Source organism: Advenella sp. EE-W14, assembly GCF_012923605.1.
GTDB classification, from domain to species: domain Bacteria; phylum Pseudomonadota; class Gammaproteobacteria; order Burkholderiales; family Burkholderiaceae_B; genus Advenella; species Advenella alkanexedens.
In genome coordinates this window covers 63,804-89,721 of record NZ_JAAVNG010000012.1, presented here as the reverse complement: position 1 = coordinate 89,721, position 25,918 = coordinate 63,804, and the positions used below count along the sequence as shown (strand labels likewise).

Here is a 25,918-nt window from a genome sequence, read left to right as displayed (position 1 = left end):
TTGTTTATTTAATTGAATCTTGATATAGTTCAGGCAATAACGGCAGGGCTCTTATACCAGAGCCCTGTTTAAAATAATAATCATGTTTTCCTGGTGATCATGAAGGTGATCCGGTGCCCGACGCGCATGAATAAAACAGATGCCAGACAAGGAGGAAAGGGGCATGAGAGGGGTTGCCATTGATGGCACGCAAGCAACGATTTTATGGGTGGAAGATGAGCGGGATTTACGAGAGATATTAAGCAATGAGCTAGAGGATGCCGGTTATGTCGTTGTACAGGCCGTGAATGGCCAGGATGCACTGGATCGGCTTGAAGACTGCCGTCCCGACTTGATATTGTGTGATATTGCCATGCCCGTGATGGATGGCTATGCGCTGTTGCGTGTAATTCGGGAATCCATGACTGATTTGGCAGATGTTCCTTTTGTCTTCCTGAGCGCCCAGGATGGTTCGGATCAGATTGCGCAAGGCAAGTATGCCGGTGCCGATGATTATCTGGTTAAGCCCGTTAATTTTGATTTGATGCTGGCAACGATTGCGGCACGTCTTCGGCAGGTCCGGCGTATGCGCAACAAGCTGGCCGGTGATGAGGGCTGGCGGGCAGCATCGGCTGGTGCCGGACGGCAACTTGAGAGCCAGTCTTTTCATTGCCTGGTTCGCATGTTTAATTTGATAACGGCGGGTGTGGTTCTTCTGGATCGAGAGGGCAGGATCCAGTTTGCCAATATTTCAGCGCAGCGCTTAATGTTTGATTGTGCCGATTCTGTCTCCCGGGGAGTATTCAGTGCTGAAAAAATACCGGGTTTTGAAGGTTTGTTTTCTGTGATTCAGGTGGCGATTGATGCCGCTTTGAATGGACGGGAATATACCGAGTTCCTGTCTTTTCCCCGTTTGAATGGCCAGCGTGATTTGCTGGTGACCGTTTGTGCGCTAGAGGGTGTGGACAGCAAAGAGGATACCTGTGTGGCGGCATTATTCATTAGTGCAGGAGGTAATAATGAACCGGTGCCGGTCAGGGCGCTTGACGCCCTGTTCAAGTTGACCCCGACCGAGGCGCGGATTGCCTGGGCCTTCGCCCAGGGGTTGCGGCCCGATCAGATTGCTGAAACTTTTGACATTTCCCTGACCACGGTGGCTTTTCATAAACGTAATATTTTTCAGAAAACAAATACCAACCGTCAGGCCGACCTGATTGCCTTGTTATTGACCCTGCCGGTGAGTGTTGCCCAAGAGTGAGCCAGGGGATCCCGTCTGTTAATACGGTTTCTTTCCTGTGAACTTTGGATACACTGGGTGATGGTGATTGCTTGGGCAGGGTCAATTGATAAAAACAGGTTAAGGAGAAAGTATATGTGGGATTTCAGTATTGGGCGATCCTTGACATTAATGATGCAAACCATGCCCTTCATTTTATTGCGCTGTGCGGTGTATTTTGGCATTACGCTGGCGTATATCCTGATGACCGGTATAGGCTCTGGGATTGGCTGGGGAATTGGCGGGCTGGGTGACGAGGGTTTTCAGGCAACGGCCGCGTTCTGGGGAGGAGCCATTGGTTTTGGCGTAACGGCGGGAATTATGTATTTTCTTAGGGAATACATTCTGTACATGGTTAAGGCTGCCCATATCGCGGCAATGGTGCAGTTGCTTGACAGCAAGCCCATACCGGGTGGCAAGTCGCAAATTGAGTACGCCGGCTCGGTGGTGAAAAGCCGTTACGCTCAAGCCAATGTGCTGTTCGTGATAGACCAGCTTGTCAAGGGTGTCATTACTGCCATTACAGGCTTGTTGCAAGGGCTGGGCAGTATTCTTCCCATCCCGGGCATGCAACAGGTGATGGGGGTGGTGCGCGTCTTTCTTCGGGTGTCGGTGGGTTTAATTGATGAAATCATACTTGCCTATGCCATCAAAACGGAAAGTGGCAATCCCTGGACGTCGGCACAAACGGCCCTGGTTTTGTACGCACAGAATGCACCGGGAATGCTCAGGAATGCGGCCTGGCTTACCTTGCTGATGTACGGGCTGTCGTTGCTGGTGTTTCTGGTGTTGCTGGCACCGGCTGCCGCCCTGGTTTATTTCATGCCCGGCACCTGGTCGGCAGGTAGTGTTGTATTTGCCCTGTTGTTTGCCTGGTCGATCAAGGTTGCGGTCATTGAGCCTTTTGCCATTGCATGCCTGTTGCAGTCTTATTTTAAAGCCATTGAGGGCCAAAGCCCGGACCCCACCTGGACATCCCGTCTGGAAGGGGTGTCCAGCAAGTTCGGCCAGTTGAAAGACAGGGCAGCCCGTTGGACTTCAGGTACGCCTGAGGCCCGGGATGTTTCTGTAGAAACCGGAGGTAGCCAGTCATGAGTACACGTCTGATACTTGGGGTGACAGGCCTGTTCTTGCTAGCAGGGCCAACGGCAGCCAGTCAGGTTTACCAGCAGGCATTGGCAGCGCTTGACGTTAACGCCCGGGAATTTGTCCAGGCTCAGGATTATGTCATTGTTGATCCCGATAGCTTAACCGGTGATCATTATTATTCAAAAAGAAATTTTCCTGGAGCGCCAAATGGGCGCGCGTCGATAAGTTTGCCAGATGCGGACCTGGATCCCATTACTCGCGCAATATTGCTGTTTGATGCCAAAGAAGCCAGCTTACCGCATGCCCGCTATCGGGTTGCTTACAGCATGAATGCTTCTTCTGAGGTTCCGGAGGCACGGCAGGACTATGTGGAAGTCACACGCTATAACGTGGGGCCGGCACGTCGCAACGAGCTGTTGGCATTTGTGCCCGAAGCACAGGTGGCTGCGCCTGCGGAGTTTGGTGTTGGGCCGAATGTTAGTTGGCGATTTGTCATGGCGCCGGTCATGGGTACCAGGGCAGGTCTTTTGCATGCCAGCCGCAAAGAGATCCCTGATGCCCAGGCGCAGGCTGCTGATTGTCTGGGTGAGCCTTGTCTTGGCCTGGTTGATCCGGTAGGCCCTAACATGGATTGGATGCCGGTTCAGCAAGCACCGCTGGCACCGCCGGCTTATGCCGGAAAAAGTGATGGAGATGTTGCCAGGCCGGCTCGGGTCATCGAAGAACTTTGGGCTAGCATGTCATCTGATGGCATGGATGACATGCCGTACACTAAAGATCAGCCGCCTTTTGTGTTGGTGGTTTCCTGGAATACTGCCGGTCAGGATGTTGCGGTTTCAGGCCTGGCCAGACAGTTCCCGGTGATGGATGATTCGGTGTCCGAAATTTGGACGCAGCGCTACGAAATGGCACAAAGCCCCGCCAATTTTTCAAGTCTTTATGTACCGCGTGACTGACTGTTTGCAAAAGGAAAGCATTTTAATAATTCGGTAATAAATGTAACGCTAATTCAGATGTTGCTTGACGCTTATCGTATCTATGGAGTTCAATGCGAATATGGGGTGCCACGTACAGATTGACGCATTTTGCGCCATCGCTTTTATTCAAGTAAATAATAAAAATATATAAGTATTAAAAAACAATAATCGGCTCTACCACTTAATTGCGATTTCATTGGTTCGGTACCAAAGTTGATTGTCGGTGCAAATATGGTTTCACAAGCAGGCATGAGGGAGGAAGGATCATGAGAGAGTACAAGGCATTATGGTGGACATTAATTGCCGTTCTGGCGATAACCTTTGCAATTCTGGGCTTGGCTGGTGTAGAGGTCTACAAGCACGTTCCTCCCATTCCCAATCAGGTGGTCACGCCTTCGGGCAAGGTTGTCATGACCAAAGATGAGGTTCTGGATGGGCAAACGGCCTGGCAAAGTACTGGTGGTATGCAGGTAGGTTCCATCTGGGGGCATGGTGCTTACCAGGCGCCCGACTGGACGGCAGACTGGTTGCACCGGGAATTGCTGGCCTGGCTGAATCTGGCTGCGCTGGACAAATACGGCAAACCTTATGATGAGTTGGATTTTGATAGCCAGGCCAGCCTGATTTATGCGGCTAAAAAAGAATTCAGGGCCAATACCCTGAATGCCGAAACGGGTGTGATGACTGTATCCGAGCGACGGGCACAGGCCATTGAGCAAACGGCAGACCATTATTTCAGACTCTATGGGGATGATCCTGCGTTACGGCAAATGCGCGACAACTATGCCATGAAGGAAAATACCCTGCCTAATGATGAACGCAGGCAGGCATTAACCAAGTTCTTTTTCTGGACATCCTGGGCAGCTTCTACCGAAAGGCCGGGCAGTGTGGCTACGTATACCAATAACTGGCCGCCCGAGCCTTTGGTGGGTAACCATCCGACAACAGAAAATGTACTGTGGTCTTTGGCCTGTGTGATTATCCTGATTGCCGGAACCGGTTTTCTGGTTATGGGCTGGGCGTTTTTACGCCGCCATGAACCAGAGCCCCAGGCGCCTGCCAATGACCCGCTTTCGCTGGCAGGACTAACCCCGTCACAAAGGGCCCTGGGCAAATATTTGTTTGTTGTGGTTGCCTTGTTTGCCGCGCAGGTTCTGTTGGGCGGGTTTACCGCGCACTACACTATTGAAGGGCAGCATTTTTACGGGATTGATGTTTCACAGTGGTTTCCCTACTCATTAACCCGTACCTGGCACTTGCAACTGGCCATTTTCTGGATTGCCACGGCATTCTTAAGTGTTGGCCTGTTTCTGGGGCCATTGGTGAACGGCGGGAAAGATCCTCCGTATCAAAAGCTGGGGGTGAATATTCTGTTTGTGGCCTTGATTGTGGTGGTCGTGGGCACGCTGGCAGGTAATTTCCTGGCCATCAAGCAGGTTATGCCAGAGTACCTGAATTTCTGGTTGGGCCACCAGGGGTATGAGTATCTGGACCTTGGCCGGGTTTGGCAGCTGGCTTTGTTTATTGGTATTGTCTTCTGGCTGGGGCTAATGCTCAGGGCCTTTATACCTGCACTGAAGCAGGGCGGTGATAAAAACCTGCTGGCCCTGCTATGCACGTCTACCATTGCGATAGGTCTGTTTTATGGTACAGGCCTGTTTTATGGCGAACGCACCCATATCACGATTATGGAATACTGGCGTTGGTGGGTGGTGCACTTGTGGGTAGAGGGAATATTTGAGGTTTTTGCCACCACCGCTTTGGCTTTTGTGTTTTCCAGTATGGGCCTGGTTTCCCGTCGTATGGCAACCACGGCCAGCCTGGCGGCGGCATCCCTGTTTATGGTGGGGGGCGTGCCCGGCACTTTTCATCACCTGTATTTCTCGGGCACCACAACGCCTATTATGGCAATTGGTGCCGCGTTTAGCGCCCTGGAGGTGGTGCCTTTGATTCTGCTGGGCTATGAGGCATGGGAGCACTGGAGCCTGAAAGCACGGGCACCATGGATGGAAAAAGTGAAATGGCCATTGATGTGTTTTGTGGCTGTTGCATTTTGGAATATGGTGGGTGCCGGTATTTTTGGCTTCATGATTAATACGCCGATTGCCTTGTTCTACCTGCAAGGCCTGAACACGACAGCGGTGCATGCGCACGCGGCCCTGTTTGGCGTTTATGGGTTCCTGGCCATTGGTTTTGTATTGCTGGTACTGCGTTATATCAAGCCAGGTTTTGTGTTTAGCGATAAATTGATGGGCACCGGGTTCTGGTGGCTGAATGCGGGATTGGTGTTAATGATTTTAACCAGCCTGCTGCCGGTCGGCCTGTTCCAGTTTGAAGCCAGTGTGGATGTGGGCATGTGGTATGCACGCAGTGATACTTTTTTGCAGCAGGGGTTTTTGGAAACCTTGCGCTGGATCCGCACCTTTGGTGATGTAGTGTTCATTGTGGGGGCCTTCTCAGTTGGCTGGCAGGTTGTGCTGGGCCTGCTTCATTCGGGAGATCATGATGCCACTGTGATGGCGGGTGCAGGCACCCATGCCAGGGCCTCGGCCAGAAAAGAGTGGTAATTTTGGCGTAATGTGAAGAGGTCAGGTCAAGCGTGGTTTGGGTGTGAAGGGTTTAACGACCGGTAATGCCCAAACTTTTTCCAGGACTGAACGCTGTTACTGGCAGCGTTCAGTCCTATTTTGCTTCCTTAAAACCATGAGGTGGTGGAAACCGGTTTGCCATCAAGCAAATTGATGAAGCCCAGGGTGATACGGTAGATGAACCAGATATAGGCGGCAATGAAAATAATCCAGCCAATAAGAATAATCATGAGAATAATACCCACAATAGCCGCTGCCAAGCCTGCCCAGAAGGTTTTGATCAGGTAAACCATGTGGTCATAATAAACCGTTCCCTTGAAATCTTCTTTTTTGATGTAGGCCATGATAACGGCCACCAGACCAAAAACACCCGTAAACAGACCCAGCGTCATTAAAATGTAAATAATGATGGTATAGGTTTTGGGATCGGTTGCGGGTGATGGGGTAGGGGTGATTTCTTGGTTCATGGCGCTTCCTTCAGTTTGGTTTTGGTGTTTTTATTAGGTAATTGTGATGGTACAAAGATTAGCTGTTTATTGTAACAGCGATTTTTGTATTGCCATGTATAAAGTGTGAAGAATAAAGGGTATGTCGGGTATTGGTTAAAAATAGAGCGTTAATAAAAAAATGCTGGTTTTTCAATTGCTTGGAATGGCTGTACAATCTTATTTGAAAGTTGTTCACAAGGATTTCAACAATAAAAGTGGATAACCATTTACAACGGGAGCAAACCCGTGAAATGTAGGCCCCTTTTTATAAGGAGGTATTGTCATGAGAGTGCTTATTTTAATGATTCCCAAAGGTTATGACAGGGCGAGCAAGTCGATCGTATCTGATAACGTGGCTTTGGAATCCATGATGAAGTATAACGACCTGCTGTTCAAGGCAGGAGTATTGCTGTCATTGAATGCCCTGCATCCGCCTGCTTCAGGAGTCAGGATTAAATACGAAGGAGGCAAGCAGATTATCCAGCATTCTCCGTATGAGGGGGTGACTGAAACATTGGGAGTCTATTGGATGCTTAAAGTAAACTCCATAGACCAGGCGGTGGAATGGGCTTTGCTATGTCCCTTGCAGGAAGGTGATGTTATTGAAGTAAGGCGGCTTCATGAAACCGATGATTTTTCTGAAGAGGCGCGGGCCATTTTTGAAAAATATCCGGATGTTCATGCCCGGATTAAAAAATATGCCCAAAAAAAACCGTTGAATGAAAGTGAACAAAATTGGGAGGGTGAGGGCGGCGCCATTCTGGAAAGCCGTTAGGCAAAATCAATGCCGGGGCTTGGGTTGGCGCTTTTGCCATTGTTTCAGTGCCTCCCGGTAACGTTCCAGATCGTTTTGGTAAAGGTCAAATACGCAGGGGTCGCACCCGCTATGGCAGCATTCATCATTGTCAGGACGTACCGGAGGAACTGGCCTGGGGTCTGGCTGATCCTGTTTTTGCGGTTTTTTCTGCAAGGTTTTCTCCCAATAAAAAAGGCTGCTTTACCGGCAGCCTTTTTGTTGCTTGGCATAAATTTGCCCGGGTTTATTCAACCGTCAGGTGAGATGAAGGCTTGTTGGCGAGTTTTTTAAGCTCCAGGTTCAGGACACCATCTTCGTATTTTGCCGTGGACGCAGCCTGGTCAATTTCATTGCCAAGACGGAAGCTGCGGCTGACCGAACCATAGTAGCGTTCACTGTGCAGGACGCGTTCACCTTCTTTCTTTTCAGACTCCTGCTTGACTTCAGCGCTAATGCTGAGTGTATCACCTTCAATTTTGACTTTAATATCTTCTTTCTTGACACCAGGCAGTTCTGCTTTTACCAGGAAGGCATCTTCTTTTTCCGAGATGTCTGTTTTGATGGTAAGCGCGGGGGCATTTTTGGGAAAACCAACGGGTTTCAGGAAAAAACCGTTAAACAGATCATTTAAATCTTCGTAACGTGTCAGATTGCTCATGATATTTACATACTCCAGGTTAAAGGTTTCTTTATGATATAAAGAAGCATTTTGGTTAGGGAAATAATAAATTTGAACAGCGCTGTAACAACCTGTTTAGTATATGAGTATCATGTTTGCAATTTCAAGTCTTGTTGATTTGATTTAATTTATGTTTCTGTATGTTTGATTAAAGAAATTAACTGCAATCATGCTTATAATCGTTTAACAGTAGTCCTGTAAACTCTTGACTGGAGATATGAATGAAAGGCTTTGTAGATAATATTGAAAAACTGACCGTTGAAAACGAAAATTACCGTAAGGTTTTATACACGGGCAAAAATCTGCAATTGGTACTGATGACCCTGCAGCCCGGAGAGGAAATCGGCCAGGAAGTGCACGAAACCCACGACCAGTTCTTGCGGATCGAAGAGGGTAAAGGTACTTTGTACCTGGATGGCGCCACGCATCAGGTTGAGGATGATTTTGCCATTATTGTGCCGGCCGGTGCCGTGCATAATGTGGTAAATACCGGCACGGTTGCCTTGAAACTTTACACAATTTATGGTCCTCCAGAGCACCGTGATGGCGTGTTGCAGCCTACCAAGGCCGATGAGGTTGAAGAACATTTCGATGGTAAAACAACCGAATAATGTCCTTTATGGCCGGTAGGGCGTTTTATTGCCCGCAACGTCATAAAAACGGCTCTTATATAAATAAAGCAACATAATGCATTAAAAACCTCGCACGGCAGAAGGGCACCTTCTGTGGCGGGGTTTTCCGTGCTTAGGCTGTCATGAGCGGTCAATGACAGGGGGTTAGGTAAAAGCCCCTGTTTGCCTTGTCAACAGGGGTTTCATTCCCTAATACAGGGAACTGGCCCAAAGCGAAAGCAGGCCAATTGCGCTAAAAAAAGCAATAATAAAGCCAATGGTCAGGGTGATGATTTTTCTTTTTGTCTGCATTTTTTACTTGCCATTAAAAGTTGAATAAGTCCTGCTGCATTCACCCACCTGAGCCTTACTGGTTGGGTGGCGGTGGTTCATCAGCCAAGTTCGATTATGTGGGTGGTTTGGCAGAAGGGCAATTCATGAAAGCACTATAAAAAAATGGCAAAGTAATTTGTTGGGTACAACAAATGCTCGAATGAAAAAGATGGCTTTTTCCCGAATCGGTTTTGCAGAAAGTCAATTTAGGGGGAGAAAAAAAAATGCACCTCAGTTATAATTTCCATTTCATGCTACAGCCCGGTCCAAGGGCTTTTTTACAATGACTAAGTATGTGTTTGTTACAGGTGGTGTGGTCTCTTCCTTAGGCAAGGGTATTGCTGCCGCTTCTTTGGCCGCCATTCTGGAATCACGCGGTTTGCGTGTGACAATGTTAAAACTGGATCCCTACATTAACGTCGATCCAGGCACCATGAGCCCGCTTCAGCACGGAGAGGTTTTTGTTACCGAAGACGGCGCGGAAACCGACCTTGACCTGGGTCATTACGAGCGTTTTATCTCCGCCCGCATGCATAAATCCAACAACTTCACCACCGGGCAAATTTACGAATCGGTATTGCGTAAAGAGCGCCGTGGTGATTATCTGGGTAAAACAGTCCAGGTCATTCCTCACATTACCAACGAAATCCAGGATTTCATCATTCGTGGTGCCAAGAAAGCCTACGACGGTAACGCCGATGTTGCCATTGTTGAAATTGGCGGTACGGTGGGTGATATCGAATCCCTGCCGTTCCTGGAGGCTGCCCGTCAAATGAGCCATCGCCTGGGTCGCCAGGGAGCGGCTTTTGTGCACCTTACACTGGTGCCGTTTATTGCTTCCGCGGGCGAATTGAAAACCAAGCCAACCCAGCATTCAGTGCAAAAATTGCGTGAAATCGGTATTTATCCCAATGCCTTGCTGTGCCGTGCCGATCGCCCCATCCCCGACGATGAGCGGGCCAAAATTTCCCTGTTTTCCAATGTACCACTGGATGCCGTCATTTCTGTCTGGGATGAAGACTCTATTTATAAAATCCCGGCCATGCTGCACAAGCAAAAACTGGACTCCATCGTTTGTGATGCACTAGGCATTACCGCACCAGCAGCTAATTTGTCCAAATGGGATAACCTGGTGCATTTACTGGAAAACCCCGAGCATGAAGTTCAGATTGGCATGGTGGGCAAATATGTTGACCTTACCGAGTCTTATAAATCCTTAACCGAAGCATTGGTGCATGCGGGCATTTATACCAAGTCCAGGGTGGTGATCAACTATATCGACTCCGAAGATATCGAGGAAAACGGTACGGCCTGCCTTGAAGGGATGGATGCGATCCTGGTGCCCGGCGGTTTTGGTAAACGGGGTACCGAAGGCAAGATTCAGGCGATTAAATATGCCCGTGAAAACGGTGTTCCGTACCTGGGTATTTGCCTGGGCATGCAACTGGCGGTGATTGAGTTTGCCCGCAATGTGGCGCAATTGGGTGGTGCCAACAGTACCGAGCTGGATCCTTCCACAGCCCATCCGGTGGTGGCCCTTATTACCGAGTGGCAAGACCGGGAAGGCAAGCTGGAAACACGTAGCGAAAATTCCGATCTGGGTGGCACCATGCGCAAGGGCGCGCAGCGTTGCCCCGTCAAGGAAGGCACTCGTGCTTATGAAATATACGGTCCTGAAGTCAATGAACGTCACCGTCATCGCTATGAGGTGAATAATGTGTATGTTCCCCGTCTTGAAGAGGCCGGCATGGTGATCAGTGCCCGTACTCCCACCGAGAACCTGCCTGAAATCATGGAGATTCCGTCTCATCCCTGGTTCATGGGTGTGCAGTTCCACCCTGAGTTCACTTCAACGCCCCGTGCGGAACATCCCTTGTTTGTCAGTTACATCAAGGCTGCCCTGGAGAACCAGCGTCAGCGTGCCCAAAAGGATCAGGTATGAATTTATGCGGATTTGAAGTCGGTCTGGACAAGCCGTTTTTTCTGATTGCGGGGCCTTGCGTTATCGAGTCCCGACAAATGGCCTTCGATACGGCAGGCATGCTTCAGGAAATCACTGGCCGTCTACAGATCCCTTTTATTTATAAAAGTTCTTTTGATAAGGCCAATCGCAGTTCGGGCAAGTCATATCGTGGCCCTGGCATGGAAGAAGGTTTGCAAATCCTGTCAGATGTCCGCGATACTCTGAAAGTACCGGTGTTAACCGACGTTCATGATGAAAGCCAGGTCAGGGATGTGGCTGCAGTCGTTGATGTGTTGCAAACGCCCGCGTTTCTGTGTCGCCAAACCGATTTCATCCAGGCCTGTGCAGCGACGCTGAAGCCGGTGAATATCAAAAAGGGGCAGTTTCTGGCCCCGGCCGATATGATTCAGGTCGTCAACAAGGCACGAGAAGCGGCCATTAATGCCGGTGGTGACGGTTCCAATATCATGGTTTGTGAACGTGGCGCCTCGTTCGGTTACAATAATCTGGTATCTGACATGCGCTCATTGGCCATTATGCGCCAAACCGCTTGCCCGGTTGTGTTTGATGCCACTCACTCGGTACAGTTGCCGGGTGGGCAGGGTACTTCTTCAGGAGGTCAGCGTGAGTTTGTTCCCGTACTGGCGCGAGCGGCAGTGGCAGTGGGTATTTCCGGGCTTTTTATGGAAACCCACCCAGATCCTGCTCAGGCTTTGTCGGACGGTCCCAATGCAGTACCTTTGCAGCATATGGAAGCTTTACTGAGTTCTTTGGTTGCGATTGACCGGATCGTGAAACAGCAAGGTTTTATGGAAGACCGGTTTTAAGCACAGCTTAACAAAGCGTATTTGAATAAGTCCGTTGCGTTAATGATAATCTCATTGGTGCAACGGTTTTTTCTTGTTTGATTTATTGACAGTAAAATAGTTTCATATAAAATGTTTTCATAATCAATTAATTTTTTAAGTGTTTGCCATATCATGTCTGCACAGCCTATTCATATTGATGATGAGGATTCAGGTACCGGAAGAAGGCTTCCCTTTCGACAGTCATTGCTGGCCACTCTGGGCTTGTGTTTTGTGACTATTCTGGTTGGGCTTGATCAATCCATTGTCGGGACGGCCATGCCCACCATTGCGGCAGAGTTGAACAGTTTTGATTTGTATGCCTGGGTGGGAACCTCGTATTTGCTGGCCTCGGTCATTACGGTTCCCATTTTTGGGCGTCTGGGTGATTTTTACGGGCGTAAGCCGTTTGTCATCGCTTCCATAATTATTTTTACAACGGCCTCCATTCTTAGCGGCATGGCAGACAGCATGTTGCAGCTGATTCTTTCCAGAGGCTTGCAGGGGGTGGGTGGGGGCATGCTGGTGGGCACGGCCTTTGCCTGTATTCCCGACCTGTTTCCGTCAGCGGCTGTCAGGCTTAAATGGCAGGTTTTTTTAAGTTCTGCTTATGGCATTGCCAGTGTCGTGGGGCCATCGTTGGGTGGTTTTCTTACCGAGTATTATGGCTGGCGGTCTATTTTTTTTGTGAATGTGCCCATTAGTCTGTTGGGGCTTTGGTCTATCTGGCAATACTTGCCGCTTATCCGTTACCCGCATAAACAGGTTATCAGGTTGGACTGGGTCGGAGCCGTGTTAATTACCTTGGTACTGGGTAGCCTGCAGTTTTTTGTTGAGTTTCTGGGAAGGTATGGCATGAGCTGGAACGTGGTCATGCTGGGACTGGTATTTATATTGTTTACGCTGCTCTTGTTCAAATGGGAAGCCCATTGTCCTTATGCACTGATACCACTTGAACTTTTTCGCATAAAGAGCATGAATGTGCTGTTTTTGTTATCGCTTTTACTTGGCTTTACCTTGTTCAGCCTGTTGTTTTATATACCTCTTTTTCTGCAGGGCGGATTCGCGTTGTCTCCTAATGAGGCTGGTATTCTGATTACGCCATTGGTGGTATGTGTAACGGTGGGCAGTATTTTAAGTGGCAAGGTCGTTACCAGTCTTAAACGCCCCAATCATATTTTATATGCCGGTTTTGTACTGGTACTGGTTTGTATTCTGGGTACGATTTTTTCCAATCGTGAGGGTTCATCATATGTGTTTATGGCTTATATGGTGCTGGGGGGCGTAGGGCTTGGTATGATTATGCCCAATCTGACCATTTTTTCACAGGAAGTGGCGGGTAAGTCAAACCTGGGTATTGCAACCGCCCTGGTTCAATCCATCCGGATGATAGGGGGCATGCTGGGTATTGCTGTTGTGGGCTCATTGGTTAATTATTTGTATGCAACAGGCATGGTGCGGCAAATAGGCGATAAAATACCTCCCGATTCACTGCAGGGGCTGTTTGATGCGCAAGTCCTGGTGAATCCCGTCCAGCAAGCAGCCTTGCAGGCACAGGCTCAACAAATCGGGGTGGGCGATATTCAATTCTGGATAGATGCCGGTCGTGAAACCCTGGTCGCTGCCATTCATTCGGGTTTCTGGATCGTATTTGCCCTGACCTTGTTGGCAACTGTTTGGGTGTATCGATTGCCTTTGATAGACCTGAAAGATAAGAAAACAGATAAGCAAAAAGGAGTCTAAATGGCGTTGGAACTTGAGATGATGCAGCGCGTGGGTCGCATTTACCGAACCTGGGCAAGGCTGTTTGAAGCTGAAGTAGGCATTCCGGGAATAAGATGGAGGATCCTGCTGGCTTTGGGCGACACGCCTGTTTCACAAAAGCAACTGGTGAGTTCGCTGGATGTAGATGCGGCGACGCTGACCCGACATGTAAAAGCCATGGAAAAAGAAGGCTGGGTAAAACGCTCCATGAATCAAGATGACAACCGGGTTACCAATGTGTTGTTGACAGCGAAGGGACGGGAGTTCATGACCAAAACCTGGAACAAGCGCGATGCATTTTTGGCAAAAATAACGCTTGATCTTCCTGAAGATGAAATTCATGTGTTGATTGCCACGCTTGATAAAATACAAGCCCGTCTTTGTCATGTACAATTCAGCCTATGACAAAAACCTTTGTAATACTTGAACAGGCAGGAAATTCATAACCATGAGTGCTATTGTAGATATTATCGGCCGTGAAATTTTGGATTCTCGCGGAAATCCGACTGTTGAATGTGATGTTTTATTGGAATCCGGTGCCATGGGGCGTGCAGCGGTTCCCTCTGGCGCATCAACCGGCGAGCGTGAGGCCATTGAATTGCGTGACGGTGATAAATCACGTTATTTGGGTAAAGGCGTCTTGAAAGCTGTTGAAAATGTCAACACGGAAATTTCCGAAGCCCTGATTGGACTTGATGCCCAGGAACAAACTTTTATTGATCGTACCCTGATTGATCTGGACGGAACTGAAACCAAAGAGCGCTTGGGTGCCAATGCCATGCTGGCAGTCAGTATGGCGGTTGCCCGTGCCGCGGCCGATGAATCCGGCCTTTCTTTGTACCGTTATTTCGGTGGTAGCGGCCCCATGAGCATGCCCGTGCCCATGATGAACGTGATCAACGGTGGTGCGCATGCCAATAATACGCTTGATATGCAGGAGTTCATGATTCTGCCGGTCGGTGCCAGCAGCTTCCGTGAGGCTTTGCGTATGGGTGCAGAAGTTTTTCATGCACTGAAAAAAATCATTCACGACCAGGGCATGTCAACCGCAGTGGGTGACGAAGGTGGTTTTGCACCTAACGTGGCCAATCACGAAGCTGCCATTCAGCTCATTCTGAAAGCGATTGAAAACGCAGGCTACGAAGCCGGTTCTCAAATTGCCCTGGCACTTGATTGCGCCAGCTCCGAATTCTACAAAGACGGTAAATATCATTTGGCCGGTGAGGGTGGTATCTCATTGACCTCAACCGAATTTGCCAATTTGCTGGCTTCCTGGTGCGATAAGTATCCCATCGTCTCCATTGAAGACGGCATGTCTGAAAATGACTGGGAAGGCTGGAAAATCCTGACCGATCTGCTGGGCAAGAAAGTACAGCTGGTGGGTGATGACCTGTTCGTGACCAACACCAAAATCCTCAAGCAGGGTATTGACCAGGGCATCGGCAACTCCATCCTAATCAAGATCAACCAGATTGGTACGCTAACTGAAACTTTTGCTGCCATTGAAATGGCCAAACGTGCCGGTTATACTGCCGTTATTTCTCATCGTTCAGGTGAAACCGAAGACTCAACCATTGCCGATATTGCCGTGGCAACCAATGCCATGCAAATCAAAACCGGTTCACTGTCCCGTTCCGATCGCATGGCCAAATACAACCAGTTGCTTCGTATCGAAGAAGAATTGGCTGAAGTGGCTTATTACCCCGGGGTAGACGCATTTTATAATTTGCGTAACCGCTAATCGGCTGTTTATCTCATGCGTTTGCTTTTTTTGTTGCTTCTGCTGGCATGTATCGCCATTCAGTATCCCTTATGGAAGGGAGAGTCGGGCTGGTTGCGGGTGGCGGAATTAAAAGAGCAGCTTAAAGAGCAGCATGAAAAAAACAAGGCATTGTTGGCTCGAAACAATGCCATGAAAGCAGAAGTCCAGGATTTGGAATCAGGCACCCAGGCCCTTGAAGATCGTGCACGCATCGAAATGGGGATGATAAATGAGGGTGAAACCCTGGTGCAGATCCTGGTTCCCAATGAGGCAGTGCCTACCATTACCCTGCCTATCGGTAAAAAAACCGAAGCATCCAAACCGGCCGTCAGCGCCGCTCCTTCCGCACAATAAATACAGGTTCTGCCTAACGTTTGCTAGGTACAGCAAAGGTTGATGCCACAGGCCGGATCTTGCCCATCTACTGAAATTTCATCTTCCGGAGCCGGTGTTTTGGACGCTGCTGGTGAGCTGGTGCCTGCGTCTTTGGCGGGTGTTTGCGGATGATTGGCAGCGGGCATTTGTTGGGCCGCAGGTCTTGTGTTGCCGGATGATGTGGGTAAGGTTTTTGCCCTGTCGCTGAGTGGTCCGCACCATAAACCCGTACAGGTTTGGTTGTTGTTGCTTTGTGGGTGGAAAATATCGTTTCCGTTGAGTAGGTTGTGACTGTAAAGCACTTTTCCACCGGGATCCACCGGCCATAAAACAGGATGGGATTGCATGCTGATGGACAAGGTCTGCTTGATGGGCAGGATGCCCTGATCCATGAGTTGAGCATCGTAAGCGGACCCCTTGCCTGCCAGCATCCTGAATAATTGACTTATGCCGGGAATAAGGGCCTGGTAAGGGTAGGTTAGCTCTATTTGCAGTGTATTGGCCTGAAAAATGTTATGGCCTGAAGACTTGCCCGTACCGGTACGCAGGTATTGCTCGTACTGATAATTGTTGTCAATGGCAGGCCGACCGGTTTGTTGTGCTATAAGCAGGTCTTTACGCTGGAAATCGGTAAAATCGGTCTGGTTTGGGCTTTTGATCACGATACGCCATGGTGCCTGTCCGGTTTTTTGTGTGATGCGTTGGAAATAGGCCTGCATGCGAGTGGCGGGGTTCGCATATTGGCCAGCTGGCGTGAAAAGAGGATGCAGTGCTTTTTCAAAAGCCAGTTCTATGCGTTGTGGACTGGCATGGTGGGTGGCGGCGGCACGGGCAGCCTCAAACAGTGCAAGGCTGCTTGCCTGACGGGTAATATACCAATATGAGGCCTCCAGTGAGCCCATGCCCAGCATTAATAGGGGGGTGGCAACCAGCAAGAACTCTACCGAACCAAAGCCCTTGTTTTTTTGGGTATGAGCCGGTTCGGGTAAAGGGTGTTTTATCGTTGGGGAGAAAAACAAAAGAGTAAGCATGACGTTAGTCTGTGCTTACTCTTGAAGGCTGTAAATTGTGAGTTTTACAAATGGATGGATTGATCCAATAGTTCGCTGTGTGGTTAGTGGCTTGAGGTATTGCCCTTGACCACAAAACTGTCTGGATTCACAAACAGTTTTGCACAGTCTACCGGATCAAAAACATAGGGTTTGCCACAAAAATCACAGGAGATCTCGATGTTTTCCCGCTCACTAAGTATGCTGGCAATTTCTTCGCTACCCAGCATTTTAAGCATGTTGGCAACCCTTTCACGGGTACAGGGACAAAACCAGGTGACAGCAATCGGTTCATAGGCAATCAAGGTTTCTTCCCAGTACAGACGGTGGATCAGGGTGTCCTCATCGGTGGAAAGCAGCTCTTCGGTGCTGAGGGTTTCGGCAAACTGAACAGCGCGTTCCCAGGTCTCATCGGTGGTTTGCGTGGCCGCAAGTATGCCGCCTGTTGAAGGCAGTTGCTGCAGCAGGAACCCGCAGGCTTTTTCATCATTGGCAGCAAGCCATAATCGGGTATTCAGCTGTTCGGAGTGCTTCATGTAGTGTTCAAGTACGTGTGCCACCGAGTTGCCTTGCATGGGTACAATGCCTTGGTAGGGTTGCATGCCTTCAGATCTGTTTTTGGGGTCAAGAATGACCGCAAACCGGCCATTGCCGTTGGCATTGAGCAGGGTTTGCAGGGTACCGTTTTCAGGACAAACAAACTCTTGTCGCATTTTAACGGTGGCACGCACGTGAAGTGAAGTGTCGCACTCGACCACAATCAGGCTAATGGGGCCATCACCTTGCAATTGAAGAATCAAGGAGCCATCAAACTTGATGTTTGATGTCAGCAGGACGGCTGCTGCGCTTAATTCTCCCAAGAGCCTTCGGATAGTGGGCGGATAGTGCTGGTGGCCCAGCGCTTCGGCCCAGGTTTGGGTAAGATTGACGGTTTGAACTCGCGTACTGCGGTCTTCAAACAGGTATTTTTTTAAGGAATCGTTCATGACAGCAAGAAAATATATCCTGAGACGGATTAATCAAGGCGTTTCAGGTGTTGAGAGTAGCGTTTGCCTTGTTCTACGTAATGACGGGTGCCTGCATGCACACCGGCAAGGTCTTCATTGGTCAGGGTACGGGCAATTTTTGCCACACCAATAACCAGTGAATTGTCGGGGATCACTTTTCCTTCGGGAACGATGGCGCCCGCACCAATAATACAGTTTTTGCCAATAACGGCATTGTTAAGCACAATGGCCTGCATGCCAATTAATGAGCCTTCACCAATGGTACAGCCGTGCAGCATGGCCTGATGGCCTACCGTTACATTTTTGGCTATATATAGCGGTACTCCTTCATCAACGTGCAAGACACTGCCTTCCTGTACGTTGCTGTTTTCATCGATGATAATGCTGGCATTATCGGCCCGAATGGAAACATTGGCCCAGATACTGACATTGGCGGCCAGTGTTACATTACCGATCAGGGTTGCATTCTCAAAGATAAATGCACTGGGATCAATATGGGGTACCAGGTTTTCAAGTTGGTAAATGGCCATTCGGTTTCCTTTCAAGAAGTTGATTCACTGACAGTGTCTGTGAGATTTGTGGGCTCAATGGGGGTACGCCATATATAACCATCGTCATCGGCATAGCCTATAACCCCGGTGCCGATCCACTCACCTGTTTTGGGTGTTTCGTGAATTTGTGAGCTGGACCAGTATGACAGGGAAACGCTTGGATCGGGATAGTCATATTGATCGGTGGTGTGAATGGCAATTTCACCAGACTGGCCGACTTCCAGCTCTTCACCGTCTTCGTTGATAATGGCAACGCTATGTCCGGGGTAGGGTTTGCCAATGCTGCCGTACCTGGATGGCCACTTTTCATGGCTTTCACCAATAATATACCCAAAACCCAGTGGTGCGAAAACACTGTTGATGCTTACATTAAAGCGTTCGCTGACCCAGTCGCGCAGTGTCCGGGTGATTTCGGTGTCGGGACAGGTAATGCAACGGATGGCAATTTGGAACTCGAGCAACGGATCGGGGTGATTCCTGATGCGCTCCAGTTCGTAGCTCGAGACGAGCATATTGGTAATCTGATAGTGCTCCAGGAGGGTGAACAGGCGCGGAATAGTGCGTCCGCTGGGGCATCCAACAATGGAGCGGCCAAAGTAAAGCGTAGGCAGCAGGGCATTGAGCAGGCCGTTGGGCGTGCTCCAGTCAAAAGAGGTCCAGAGGATATCCTTGCCTTTGGGGAACCAGTTTTGGGAGGCTACAAAACCGGGCAGCGTACCAATTAACGTACTATGGTGCAGCAAAGTTCCCCTGAGTGGTTTGTTTTCAGAGGGATGCGGGTAGATGAGCAGGGCGGGTGAGTTGGATGCCACAATAACCGGCGTGAAGGTCCCGGGTTGTCTTGCCAGCAAGGTACGCCATGAAATAATACGCTCATCTTCGGTATGAATGCCAATAATCTGTTTGACCGGAGAATGATTGTCGATGGCCGACATCATGGGGGCAATGGAATGCTTGTCAACAATGGCCACCCTGGCTTGTGAATCGTGAATGCGTTCGGCATATTCGGCCGCGGTCAGGGTTGCGGTTAGCGGTACGGCAATGGCACCCACGGTAAGTGCCGCCAACTGGGTTACCGCACTTTCTGCCGAGTGTTGCAGGGCAATGGCAATACGATCCTGGGGTTGTATGCCCATGCGGATGAAACCGTTGGCCAGTTTATTGACTTGTTCTGAAAGCTGGCCGTAAGTCAGCATGGTGAGCTGGCCCACCTGGTCTTCGAAATAAATGGCAACTTGACGGGCTTCGTGCGGACTGGAGGCCCAGCGATGACAGCAGGCATCCGCAATATTGAAATGTGATGGAACTAACCATTCAAATGATTGATACAGTGAATTATATTGATCTGTCATATGACTGTTTGAGAGGCCTGTTTTTTGATGCTGAAGGAAAATAAAAGGGCCATTTCTGACCCACTTTTCCACTATAAGGCTCATTCTAACATTTAATTGCCTGACCCGGCTATGTAGATTAAACAGGTTTACCTCAGGTCTTTGGGCCAGTTTGCAAAGGCGGCAGGATTTGACACCGGGATGGTTATGCCCTTTCCTATCAATTCTGTGCCGTTGTTTAACTGGAACAATATGGTCTCATCATCGCTCTGTATGCGTATGACACCGTTTGGGCCACCCGAAAAGGTTCCACTCATGACGTTTTTATCAGAGGTGGTATCAGTTGAATTAATTACGTCGAGGCGGACTTTGCTGTATTGGGGGGCATAGGCACCTAGATTCCAGAAAGTGAAGGTGAGTGTTGATTTCATTACTAAAGGTTTACCCGCGATTTCGCCGATGATCTCGTGTACTGTCGTTGAGGCTTTTACCTGGACCGGTGCGATCTGGGCGATGAGTTCATCAGTGGTGGCTGGTTCAGTGGCAGGGGGTGCTTCTTGTTCTGTATCGGCTTCGGGGTTCCAGATGGTGTCGTCAAGTTTTTGCAAGGTATTTTGGTTATTCCAGTTAACGCGTTGTTGATGCTCGTATTCTTTCTGCTCTTCTGGGCTGCGCGTGTAGATAGTGCCGGTTTTCTTGTCCATATATTCGTTTTCAGCAAAGTATTTGATATTGCCATTGCTGTCCATATACGGTTGAGGCGTGTACCAGGGCTTGTTTATGTATTTTTGACGGGTTTGTTCATCACGGACGGCATCTTCGATTTCATTGATCCTGGGTTCGACATATTCTGTATAGGCTTGGCCGCCAGCCCAGGCGCCAGCGATTGAACCACCGGGTATGAAAGAGCCGGCCAGTGCACCGCCTGCTTCAGCCCCTTTCTTGACGCCTCCTCTCACTAAGGCACCGGCAGCGCCTGTGGTGTCACCGGTTGAAAGGTAGCCGGTAGTTTCGGCCGCAACTGAAACGACGTCAAGGGCGTTAAGTACTTTACCCAGTTTTGACAGGAAGTTTGTTTTTGCCGCGGCCTGGCTTTGTTGTTTGCCGGACAGTTTGGCTTTATTTTTGAGATTATCCAGTTTGGTTTGTGTTTTTTTTGGGGTCACGTAACCTGGTGCCTTACTGCTTTTCGTCTGTATACTTTTGTTTAGCTTGTTAAATTCCTTGGTGTTCTCTTTATGAATTTCATCCAGCTTTATTTGGTTATTCAGTGCGTAATTTTCAGCTATTTTAATGCTTTGCTGTACAGGTTCATCGCTGAGTGTTTCACCTGTTACGTACAGGACCTCTTCCACGGTACTTAATTTGTCACTTGCAGGCGCTTCATCTTGCGCGACAACCCAGAGGGGGGAAGGCTGTTCATTCTGGCTTTGAGCAGTGGGAATTGCATTGAAATGAGTGGGGGGAGGTATGATAACGGTAGCCGTTTTTTGTGCCATGGCTATATTAGTGATGCAAAGCGAGAGTCCCAACGCAGTTAAAACCGAATAATTCATTTCGCGTCCTTGTCCAGAAAATCGGAAAACCGGTAAAAATCAAAATGGGTGATTTTTACTTTATTATTATCATCACTAATTGCCAGGGTCGCATAAATGTTGGGGTTGTGCGAGGAGGCAAAGATTGATACTGCATTTTTCCCGTCTTCAACATAGGCAACCGGTTCCAAAGAAGCCCACAGTGCAGAATCCACGGCATTAAGTTCTTTGATTGGGGTATTGGGCGGCAATACATCGGCCAACTGCCCTTTTCGGGCGGCAAGCAACAGCCTGTTCCAGGCAATGCGCATGGCATGGGCCACACCGGTTTCATCGACGAATAATGGCAACAGGCTAGTCTGGTGCTCCATCCATTGCAGGGCAGCGCCGGCAACCATGGCTTCTGCCTGTTCAACATTTAAGGAGGCCAGCGGGTTTGGGATTTGGCCCATTCCGGCAGCAACGATCTGGCTGGTGGTTTTTGCGTTTACTTGTCCAATGGCTACGGGTGCCGAAGCTTTTTCTTGCATCCATCCCCGGCCTATCTGGAACGGAACTTTGGCGCCACGGATGACACTGTTCAGGAGAATGCCGGTATCCACAATGCGCAGGCGATTATCCTTGGGTGTTCGTGACCAGAGGGTCAATAAGGTAATATCGGCCCAGGGGTGCTGAAAGTAAACAAACTCAACCTCACTGCCAGTCGCGACAAAGTTGACCAGTGAGTGGCGGAAAAAAATCGACCAGTCATCGGCATTGTCCTGATCAAGCCAAAGCAGTTCACCCAATTCGGCAAAGGTAAGATTGGCCTCAGGGGTAGATGAATTTTTCAGGGCTGCCAGGAAATTTTTTGATGCCAGGGACCGGAACGCTTCCGCTTCGGCCCAGAGCTCAAGGTAGAGTTTTTGATCTTGTGTTTGTGCTTGTGCTTGTGCTTGTGCTTGTGCTTGTGCAAGGCGGGGAATAACACATAGCATCAAGGCAACAGCGAGGATCAGGGGCCGAAATAAAAGGGTCAGTGATCGCATGGCAAATTTCCGGTTGTAGTGAATTAAGCGTATTGTTACAAGATGGCATTGCCGGATGCAAGCCAGAACCCTGACAGCCAGCGTTAAACGTTTGTTACGTATACCAGTACTATAAATAAATACTCTGATATACACATTTTAACATTTAAATACGCTTGCCGGTTATGTTAATTAAACGAGTACCGGCCAGACGATCATGCATCATTAAACCGTCACGGTCCAACCAGCTATACACAAAATTCAGGAAGGGCGTCACAATAATGAACATGGTTATCGAGGCCCAGCCCAGGGATTGGGAAAGAAAGTAAATGCCCGCGGCACCCAGCAGGGGAATGGGCCAGCACAGCAGGTACCTTAAAATTAACTGGCCTGTTCCGGGTTTGTTCCCGCTTTTATCGCAAAGCAGAATATTCCAGGTTTTCATGGGAAGCGTCTGCCCTTTGCGCTTCCATGAAGTAATGAAGTAAAGACCAATCACCAAAAACAGCAGGGCTTGCCGGGGGGCATGGTACATCAGGCCGTGACGGCTTTGGGTCAAGGTGTCAAAAATATAGGAAGCGAAAAAAACAAGGCCAAACAAAAGTACGCCTTCGTACATCATGCAGGCAAAAATTCGCAGTCTGGCAGGGTAAGTCATTATTATTTGTTCCGATAGCTGTCGCTGACCATTTCAAAGGCAAACAGGCGGCAGTCAAGCGCGCCGTTAAAAAGCGGAATGCGCTGTTTGGGTTTGAGCCTGAGTTTTTTGGGCAGGTCAAGGTCACTGGAAATAATATGCACGTTCCAGTTGGCAAATTCTTTTTTCAGGCAGGAAGACCATTCGCGCCACAGGGTGTCGTCTTCAGGGTCCATGCGTTCGCCATAAGGCGGGTTGGTGATTAGCCAGCCACGTTCGGCCGGAGCCTGGGTGAAGCGGGCATCCTTGACATCAAAGAAAATAGAGGCGTCGGACAGACGGGCCCGGTGCAGGTTGTCTTTGGCCGCTGCAATGGCGTGCGGGTTGATATCAGACCCATATAACGGCGTTTCCAGTTTGGGTGCCATGCGGCTTAGCGCATCTGCTTTCAGGTCTTTCCAGCGACGGTAGTCAAAATTGCGCAGGCGTTCGAAGCCAAACGGGCGTGAAATACCGGGCGGTACGCCCTGGGCAATCCAGGCCGCTTCAATAAGAATGGTGCCACTGCCGCAAAATGGGTCATACAGGGGCATGGAAGGGTCCCAGCCCGAGAGGGCCAGAATGCCGGCGGCCAGGTTTTCCCGAAGTGGAGCTTCGCCTTTGTCAAGGCGCCAGCCACGCTTGAACAAGGATTCGCCAGAGGTATCCAGATAAAGGGTAGCGCTGTCGCTGGACAGAAACAGGTGAACCTTGGCATCGGGTCGGACGGTGTCAATGCTGGGACGTTCGCCTTCACGGTCACGCAGGCGGTCGCAAATGCCGTCTTTGGCCTTCAGGTTACAGAACATGAGGCTTTTCATGGGGCTTTTGATGGCAGAGGTGTCTACCCGTAGCGTGTGTTCAGCACCAAACCATTGCTCCCAAGGCGTGTCATAAGCCAGTTCGTAAATATCATCTTCGGTCATGATGGGAGCATGTGAGACCTGTACCAGAATCCGGGTGGCCAATCGTGAATACAGATTGGCCCGCATGATACCCATCCAGTCGCAGCTAAAGGCACAGCCGGCACGTCCTTTTTCCACGTTTTCAAAGCCCAGGGCGCTGATTTCCTCGAACAGGACGTCTTCAAGCCCTTGGGGGCAGGGAGCAAATACCCGGAATATTTCGGTGTGCTGGTACTGGGTTCTTTGTCTGCGTGGCTCTTTGCGAGGGTTTCTAGACGCTTCGTAGGACGAGTCACCCTTGACCACAGCGGGTTTGCGGGTGTTTTTTTGTGTATCGGGAAATTGCCCGATGGTTTCAGCGCCACGGCTTAAGCGGTCGGCAAGGCTGGGGCGATGCTTGGCATAGCCTGCGGTGCGGGGCAGGGGGCGTGACTGAATCTTGTTTTTGATGGTTTTGTCGGCGCTTGTGCTGGATTCGGCAAAACTGGCCAGTGCCACGTTGCGGGCACGTGCCCCTGAACGCAGGCGCGGCTTTTGGGATTCGCCTGCTGGGCTTTGTTCATTTTGGCCGGATGGCTTTTTTAGTACGAGCTTTTTGCGGGGTGGTGTGTTGTCTTCTGACATGTATATTGTTTTTTAAAAAGGTTTGATAATGACCAGCGCAACGATCAACAGCAGCAAAAAGACAGGTATCTCGTTAAACCAGCGGTAATAAACATGAGAGCGGGTGTTTTTGTGTTGTTCGAATTGCCGGTAAATACGGGCGCAGGAGTAATGATAGCCAAGCACACCAGCGACCAAAAGCAGTTTGGCGTGCATCCAGCCGTCGGTAAGACCGATTTTGAATTGGATCATCATCCACAGACCGAAGATGACGGCGGGGATGGCCAGTTTGTTGGTGAAACGCAGCAGGCGGGCAGCCATGCCCAGCATGGCCTGATACGTATCGGGATTTGTGGTTTGCGCCATGTTGACATAAATGCGTGGCAGGTAAAACAACCCGGCAAACCAGGAAGTGACAAAAACGATATGCAGGGTTTTAAGCCATAAGTACAACATTTTTTTCTCTTATTTGCGAAGTTGACCGTTACCGTTCAAGACCCATTTATAAGTGGTCAGGCCTTCAAGGCCGACAGGTCCGCGGGCATGCAGCCGGTTGGTGGAAATGCCGATTTCCGCACCCAGGCCATATTCAAAGCCATCGGCGAAAATGGTGGGCAGGTTGACATAGACCGAGCTTGAGTCAACCTGTCTTTGGAAGAGGCTGGCTTCGTGAATGCGTTCGGTAATAATGGATTCTGTATGGCCTGAACTGTGCCGTGCAATGTGCTCGATGGCCTGATCAAGGCTGTCCACCACGCGGATGGCCAGAATGGGTGCCAGGTATTCGGTATCCCAGTCCTCTTCGGTGGCCGGTTTGACGGCAGGAATCAGGGAGCGGGTTTTTTCGCAGCCGCGCAGCTCTACCTGGTGTTCGGCATAGGCCTGTGCCAGACGGGGTAATACTTCAGGGGCAATGGCGGCGTGCACCAGCAGGGTTTCCATGGTGCCACAAATACCATAGCGGAAGGTTTTGGCATGCAGGGCAATCTGAAAGGCTTTTTCGGGATCAGCGTACTGGTCAATATAAATGTGACAGTTGCCGTCCAGGTGCTTGATCAGGGGAACCCGGGCTTCTTCGCTAAGCCGCTTGATGAGGTTTTTGCCACCCCGGGGAATAATCACATCCACGTATTCGGTCATGGTAATCAGTTTGCCAACCGCGGCGCGGTCGGTGGTGCTGACAACCTGTACCACGGTTTCAGGCAAGCCGGCGTGTTCCAGGCCTTCACGAATGATATTGCCCAAGGCCAGGTTTGAATGAAAAGCTTCGCTGCCGCCGCGCAAGATAGTTGCATTGCCTGACTTCAGGCAAAGTGCGGCGGCATCAATCGTGACGTTGGGGCGCGATTCGTAAATGATGCCGATGACCCCCAGCGGTACGCGCATTTGGGCGATGTTGATGCCATTGGGCAGCACACGTGTGGCACTTAAGCTGCCTACCGGATCAGCCATGCCGGCAATCTGGTTGAGTCCGGTAGCCATTAAGCCGATGGCCTTGTCAGAAAGGGTCAGGCGGTCAAGCAGGGCAGGTTCCAGGTTGTTCTTGCGGGCATTTTCCAGGTCTTTGGCATTTTCGGTTTTTAGATAGTCGGCCTTTTCAAGCAAACGCTGTGCCATGAAGCGCAAAGCCGCCGACTTTTGTTCATCGCAGGCTTGCATGATGTATTTGGAAGCGTTGCGGGCCTGTGCACCGATTTGCTCCATGAGCTGATCTACAGATTGGGTCATT

General features: G+C 49.7%; 25 protein-coding genes. 12 read left to right on the top strand and 13 right to left on the bottom strand.

Features of this window, described 5'->3' with window-relative positions:
- The first annotated feature begins 163 nt into the window (after positions 1 to 163).
- The 4 genes from HCX92_RS11390 (at position 164) to HCX92_RS11375 (ending at position 5,888) form a co-directional block, all read left to right on the top strand.
- On the top strand, positions 164 to 1,237 hold the full coding sequence (locus HCX92_RS11390; protein WP_169295095.1) for a response regulator: 1,074 nt from the start codon (positions 164 to 166) through the stop codon (positions 1,235 to 1,237).
- Positions 1,238 to 1,351: 114 nt separating this feature from the next.
- Positions 1,352 to 2,350 carry a hypothetical protein gene (locus HCX92_RS11385; RefSeq protein ID WP_169295094.1) on the top strand — a complete coding sequence of 333 codons (999 nt, stop codon included), beginning with the start codon at positions 1,352 to 1,354 and terminating at the stop codon, positions 2,348 to 2,350.
- On the top strand, positions 2,347 to 3,300 hold the full coding sequence (locus HCX92_RS11380) for a hypothetical protein (protein ID WP_169295093.1): 954 nt from the start codon (positions 2,347 to 2,349) through the stop codon (positions 3,298 to 3,300). The genes HCX92_RS11385 and HCX92_RS11380 overlap by 4 nt, the downstream gene beginning before the upstream one ends.
- A 287-nt stretch (positions 3,301 to 3,587) precedes the next feature.
- Complete coding sequence (locus HCX92_RS11375; protein WP_169295092.1) at positions 3,588 to 5,888, top strand: nitric-oxide reductase large subunit; 2,301 nt, start codon at positions 3,588 to 3,590, stop codon at positions 5,886 to 5,888.
- A gap of 128 nt (positions 5,889 to 6,016) precedes the next feature.
- Here the strand turns inward: HCX92_RS11375 and HCX92_RS11370 are convergent, their stop codons facing one another.
- Complete coding sequence (locus HCX92_RS11370; RefSeq protein WP_169295091.1) at positions 6,017 to 6,376, bottom strand: hypothetical protein; 360 nt, start codon at positions 6,374 to 6,376, stop codon at positions 6,017 to 6,019.
- A 304-nt stretch (positions 6,377 to 6,680) separates the two neighbouring features.
- On the opposite strand from HCX92_RS11370, the gene HCX92_RS11365 reads away from it, so the two are divergent.
- Positions 6,681 to 7,172 carry a YciI family protein gene (locus tag HCX92_RS11365; RefSeq protein WP_169295090.1) on the top strand — a complete coding sequence of 164 codons (492 nt, stop codon included), beginning with the start codon at positions 6,681 to 6,683 and terminating at the stop codon, positions 7,170 to 7,172.
- A gap of 6 nt (positions 7,173 to 7,178) precedes the next feature.
- On the opposite strand, the gene HCX92_RS11360 is transcribed toward HCX92_RS11365, so the two are convergent.
- The gene (locus HCX92_RS11360) at positions 7,179 to 7,367 is read right to left on the bottom strand and encodes an oxidoreductase-like domain-containing protein (RefSeq protein WP_169295089.1); all 189 of its coding nucleotides are present in this window, start codon (positions 7,365 to 7,367) and stop codon (positions 7,179 to 7,181) included.
- Between the two features lie 70 nt (positions 7,368 to 7,437).
- Positions 7,438 to 7,851 (bottom strand): Hsp20/alpha crystallin family protein, encoded by a 414-nt coding sequence (locus HCX92_RS11355; RefSeq protein ID WP_200232934.1) that lies wholly within the window; start codon positions 7,849 to 7,851, stop codon positions 7,438 to 7,440.
- A 242-nt stretch (positions 7,852 to 8,093) separates the two neighbouring features.
- Between HCX92_RS11355 and HCX92_RS11350 the strand changes: the two genes are divergently transcribed.
- The 7 genes from HCX92_RS11350 to ftsB all read left to right on the top strand — a co-directional run bounded on the left by HCX92_RS11350 (position 8,094) and on the right by ftsB (position 15,504).
- On the top strand, positions 8,094 to 8,483 hold the full coding sequence (locus HCX92_RS11350) for a cupin domain-containing protein (protein ID WP_169295088.1): 390 nt from the start codon (positions 8,094 to 8,096) through the stop codon (positions 8,481 to 8,483).
- A 616-nt stretch (positions 8,484 to 9,099) separates the two neighbouring features.
- Positions 9,100 to 10,758, top strand: coding sequence for a CTP synthase (locus HCX92_RS11345; RefSeq protein ID WP_169295087.1), 1,659 nt, complete (start codon positions 9,100 to 9,102; stop codon positions 10,756 to 10,758).
- Positions 10,755 to 11,606, top strand: coding sequence for a 3-deoxy-8-phosphooctulonate synthase (gene kdsA / locus HCX92_RS11340; protein WP_169295086.1), 852 nt, complete (start codon positions 10,755 to 10,757; stop codon positions 11,604 to 11,606). Before HCX92_RS11345 ends, kdsA begins: the two co-directional genes overlap by 4 nt.
- Before the next feature lie 153 nt (positions 11,607 to 11,759).
- On the top strand, positions 11,760 to 13,367 hold the full coding sequence (locus HCX92_RS11335; RefSeq protein ID WP_169295085.1) for an MFS transporter: 1,608 nt from the start codon (positions 11,760 to 11,762) through the stop codon (positions 13,365 to 13,367).
- Entirely contained in the window at positions 13,368 to 13,793 is a 426-nt protein-coding gene (locus HCX92_RS11330) for a MarR family winged helix-turn-helix transcriptional regulator (protein ID WP_169295084.1), read from the top strand.
- 43 nt (positions 13,794 to 13,836) lie between these two features.
- Positions 13,837 to 15,129, top strand: a complete 1,293-nt coding sequence (gene eno, locus HCX92_RS11325; protein WP_169295083.1) for a phosphopyruvate hydratase — start codon at positions 13,837 to 13,839, stop codon at positions 15,127 to 15,129.
- Between the two features lie 15 nt (positions 15,130 to 15,144).
- Positions 15,145 to 15,504, top strand: a complete 360-nt coding sequence (gene ftsB / locus HCX92_RS11320; RefSeq protein WP_169295082.1) for a cell division protein FtsB — start codon at positions 15,145 to 15,147, stop codon at positions 15,502 to 15,504.
- Positions 15,505 to 15,527: 23 nt separating this feature from the next.
- Here the strand turns inward: ftsB and HCX92_RS11315 are convergent, their stop codons facing one another.
- The 10 genes from HCX92_RS11315 to HCX92_RS11270 form a co-directional block, all read right to left on the bottom strand.
- Positions 15,528 to 16,556 (bottom strand): TadE family protein, encoded by a 1,029-nt coding sequence (locus HCX92_RS11315; protein WP_169295081.1) that lies wholly within the window; start codon positions 16,554 to 16,556, stop codon positions 15,528 to 15,530.
- 83 nt (positions 16,557 to 16,639) lie between these two features.
- Positions 16,640 to 17,560, bottom strand: a complete 921-nt coding sequence (hslO, locus tag HCX92_RS11310; RefSeq protein ID WP_169295080.1) for an Hsp33 family molecular chaperone HslO — start codon at positions 17,558 to 17,560, stop codon at positions 16,640 to 16,642.
- Positions 17,561 to 17,589: 29 nt separating this feature from the next.
- Positions 17,590 to 18,111: a gamma carbonic anhydrase family protein gene (locus tag HCX92_RS11305; RefSeq protein WP_169295079.1), complete on the bottom strand. Its 522-nt coding sequence runs from the start codon at positions 18,109 to 18,111 to the stop codon at positions 17,590 to 17,592.
- An 11-nt stretch (positions 18,112 to 18,122) separates the two neighbouring features.
- Positions 18,123 to 19,484, bottom strand: a complete 1,362-nt coding sequence (locus HCX92_RS11300; protein WP_169295078.1) for an AMP-binding protein — start codon at positions 19,482 to 19,484, stop codon at positions 18,123 to 18,125.
- A gap of 128 nt (positions 19,485 to 19,612) precedes the next feature.
- The gene (locus HCX92_RS11295; RefSeq protein WP_169295077.1) at positions 19,613 to 21,019 is read right to left on the bottom strand and encodes a hypothetical protein; all 1,407 of its coding nucleotides are present in this window, start codon (positions 21,017 to 21,019) and stop codon (positions 19,613 to 19,615) included.
- A complete protein-coding gene (locus HCX92_RS11290) occupies positions 21,016 to 22,026 on the bottom strand; it encodes a hypothetical protein (protein ID WP_169295076.1) in 1,011 nt (336 codons plus the stop codon). The genes HCX92_RS11295 and HCX92_RS11290 overlap by 4 nt, the downstream gene beginning before the upstream one ends.
- Positions 22,027 to 22,171: 145 nt before the next feature.
- Positions 22,172 to 22,663 carry an RDD family protein gene (locus HCX92_RS11285; protein ID WP_169295075.1) on the bottom strand — a complete coding sequence of 164 codons (492 nt, stop codon included), beginning with the start codon at positions 22,661 to 22,663 and terminating at the stop codon, positions 22,172 to 22,174.
- 2 nt (positions 22,664 to 22,665) lie between these two features.
- The gene (locus HCX92_RS11280; RefSeq protein WP_169295074.1) at positions 22,666 to 24,210 is read right to left on the bottom strand and encodes a class I SAM-dependent RNA methyltransferase; all 1,545 of its coding nucleotides are present in this window, start codon (positions 24,208 to 24,210) and stop codon (positions 22,666 to 22,668) included.
- Between the two features lie 12 nt (positions 24,211 to 24,222).
- Entirely contained in the window at positions 24,223 to 24,645 is a 423-nt protein-coding gene (locus HCX92_RS11275) for a CopD family protein (protein WP_169295073.1), read from the bottom strand.
- A gap of 9 nt (positions 24,646 to 24,654) precedes the next feature.
- Complete coding sequence (locus HCX92_RS11270; RefSeq protein WP_169295072.1) at positions 24,655 to 25,917, bottom strand: glutamate-5-semialdehyde dehydrogenase; 1,263 nt, start codon at positions 25,915 to 25,917, stop codon at positions 24,655 to 24,657.
- Position 25,918 lies beyond the last annotated feature (1 nt).

Coding starts and splice junctions, on each gene's coding strand:
- HCX92_RS11280 (WP_169295074.1), bottom strand. CDS start 24,210: ATGTCAGAAGACAACACACCACCCCGCAAAAAGCTCGTACTAAAAAAG.
- HCX92_RS11295 (WP_169295077.1), bottom strand. CDS start 21,019: ATGAATTATTCGGTTTTAACTGCGTTGGGACTCTCGCTTTGCATCACT.
- kdsA (WP_169295086.1), top strand. CDS start 10,755: ATGAATTTATGCGGATTTGAAGTCGGTCTGGACAAGCCGTTTTTTCTG.
- HCX92_RS11365 (WP_169295090.1), top strand. CDS start 6,681: ATGAGAGTGCTTATTTTAATGATTCCCAAAGGTTATGACAGGGCGAGC.
- HCX92_RS11390 (WP_169295095.1), top strand. CDS start 164: ATGAGAGGGGTTGCCATTGATGGCACGCAAGCAACGATTTTATGGGTG.
- eno (WP_169295083.1), top strand. CDS start 13,837: ATGAGTGCTATTGTAGATATTATCGGCCGTGAAATTTTGGATTCTCGC.
- HCX92_RS11370 (WP_169295091.1), bottom strand. CDS start 6,376: ATGAACCAAGAAATCACCCCTACCCCATCACCCGCAACCGATCCCAAA.
- HCX92_RS11380 (WP_169295093.1), top strand. CDS start 2,347: ATGAGTACACGTCTGATACTTGGGGTGACAGGCCTGTTCTTGCTAGCA.
- HCX92_RS11330 (WP_169295084.1), top strand. CDS start 13,368: ATGGCGTTGGAACTTGAGATGATGCAGCGCGTGGGTCGCATTTACCGA.
- HCX92_RS11270 (WP_169295072.1), bottom strand. CDS start 25,917: ATGACCCAATCTGTAGATCAGCTCATGGAGCAAATCGGTGCACAGGCC.
- ftsB (WP_169295082.1), top strand. CDS start 15,145: ATGCGTTTGCTTTTTTTGTTGCTTCTGCTGGCATGTATCGCCATTCAG.
- hslO (WP_169295080.1), bottom strand. CDS start 17,560: ATGAACGATTCCTTAAAAAAATACCTGTTTGAAGACCGCAGTACGCGA.
- HCX92_RS11355 (WP_200232934.1), bottom strand. CDS start 7,851: ATGAGCAATCTGACACGTTACGAAGATTTAAATGATCTGTTTAACGGT.
- HCX92_RS11385 (WP_169295094.1), top strand. CDS start 1,352: ATGTGGGATTTCAGTATTGGGCGATCCTTGACATTAATGATGCAAACC.
- HCX92_RS11275 (WP_169295073.1), bottom strand. CDS start 24,645: ATGTTGTACTTATGGCTTAAAACCCTGCATATCGTTTTTGTCACTTCC.
- HCX92_RS11335 (WP_169295085.1), top strand. CDS start 11,760: ATGTCTGCACAGCCTATTCATATTGATGATGAGGATTCAGGTACCGGA.
- HCX92_RS11285 (WP_169295075.1), bottom strand. CDS start 22,663: ATGACTTACCCTGCCAGACTGCGAATTTTTGCCTGCATGATGTACGAA.
- HCX92_RS11300 (WP_169295078.1), bottom strand. CDS start 19,484: ATGACAGATCAATATAATTCACTGTATCAATCATTTGAATGGTTAGTT.
- HCX92_RS11290 (WP_169295076.1), bottom strand. CDS start 22,026: ATGCGATCACTGACCCTTTTATTTCGGCCCCTGATCCTCGCTGTTGCC.
- HCX92_RS11345 (WP_169295087.1), top strand. CDS start 9,100: ATGACTAAGTATGTGTTTGTTACAGGTGGTGTGGTCTCTTCCTTAGGC.
- HCX92_RS11350 (WP_169295088.1), top strand. CDS start 8,094: ATGAAAGGCTTTGTAGATAATATTGAAAAACTGACCGTTGAAAACGAA.
- HCX92_RS11305 (WP_169295079.1), bottom strand. CDS start 18,111: ATGGCCATTTACCAACTTGAAAACCTGGTACCCCATATTGATCCCAGT.
- HCX92_RS11375 (WP_169295092.1), top strand. CDS start 3,588: ATGAGAGAGTACAAGGCATTATGGTGGACATTAATTGCCGTTCTGGCG.
- HCX92_RS11315 (WP_169295081.1), bottom strand. CDS start 16,556: ATGCTTACTCTTTTGTTTTTCTCCCCAACGATAAAACACCCTTTACCC.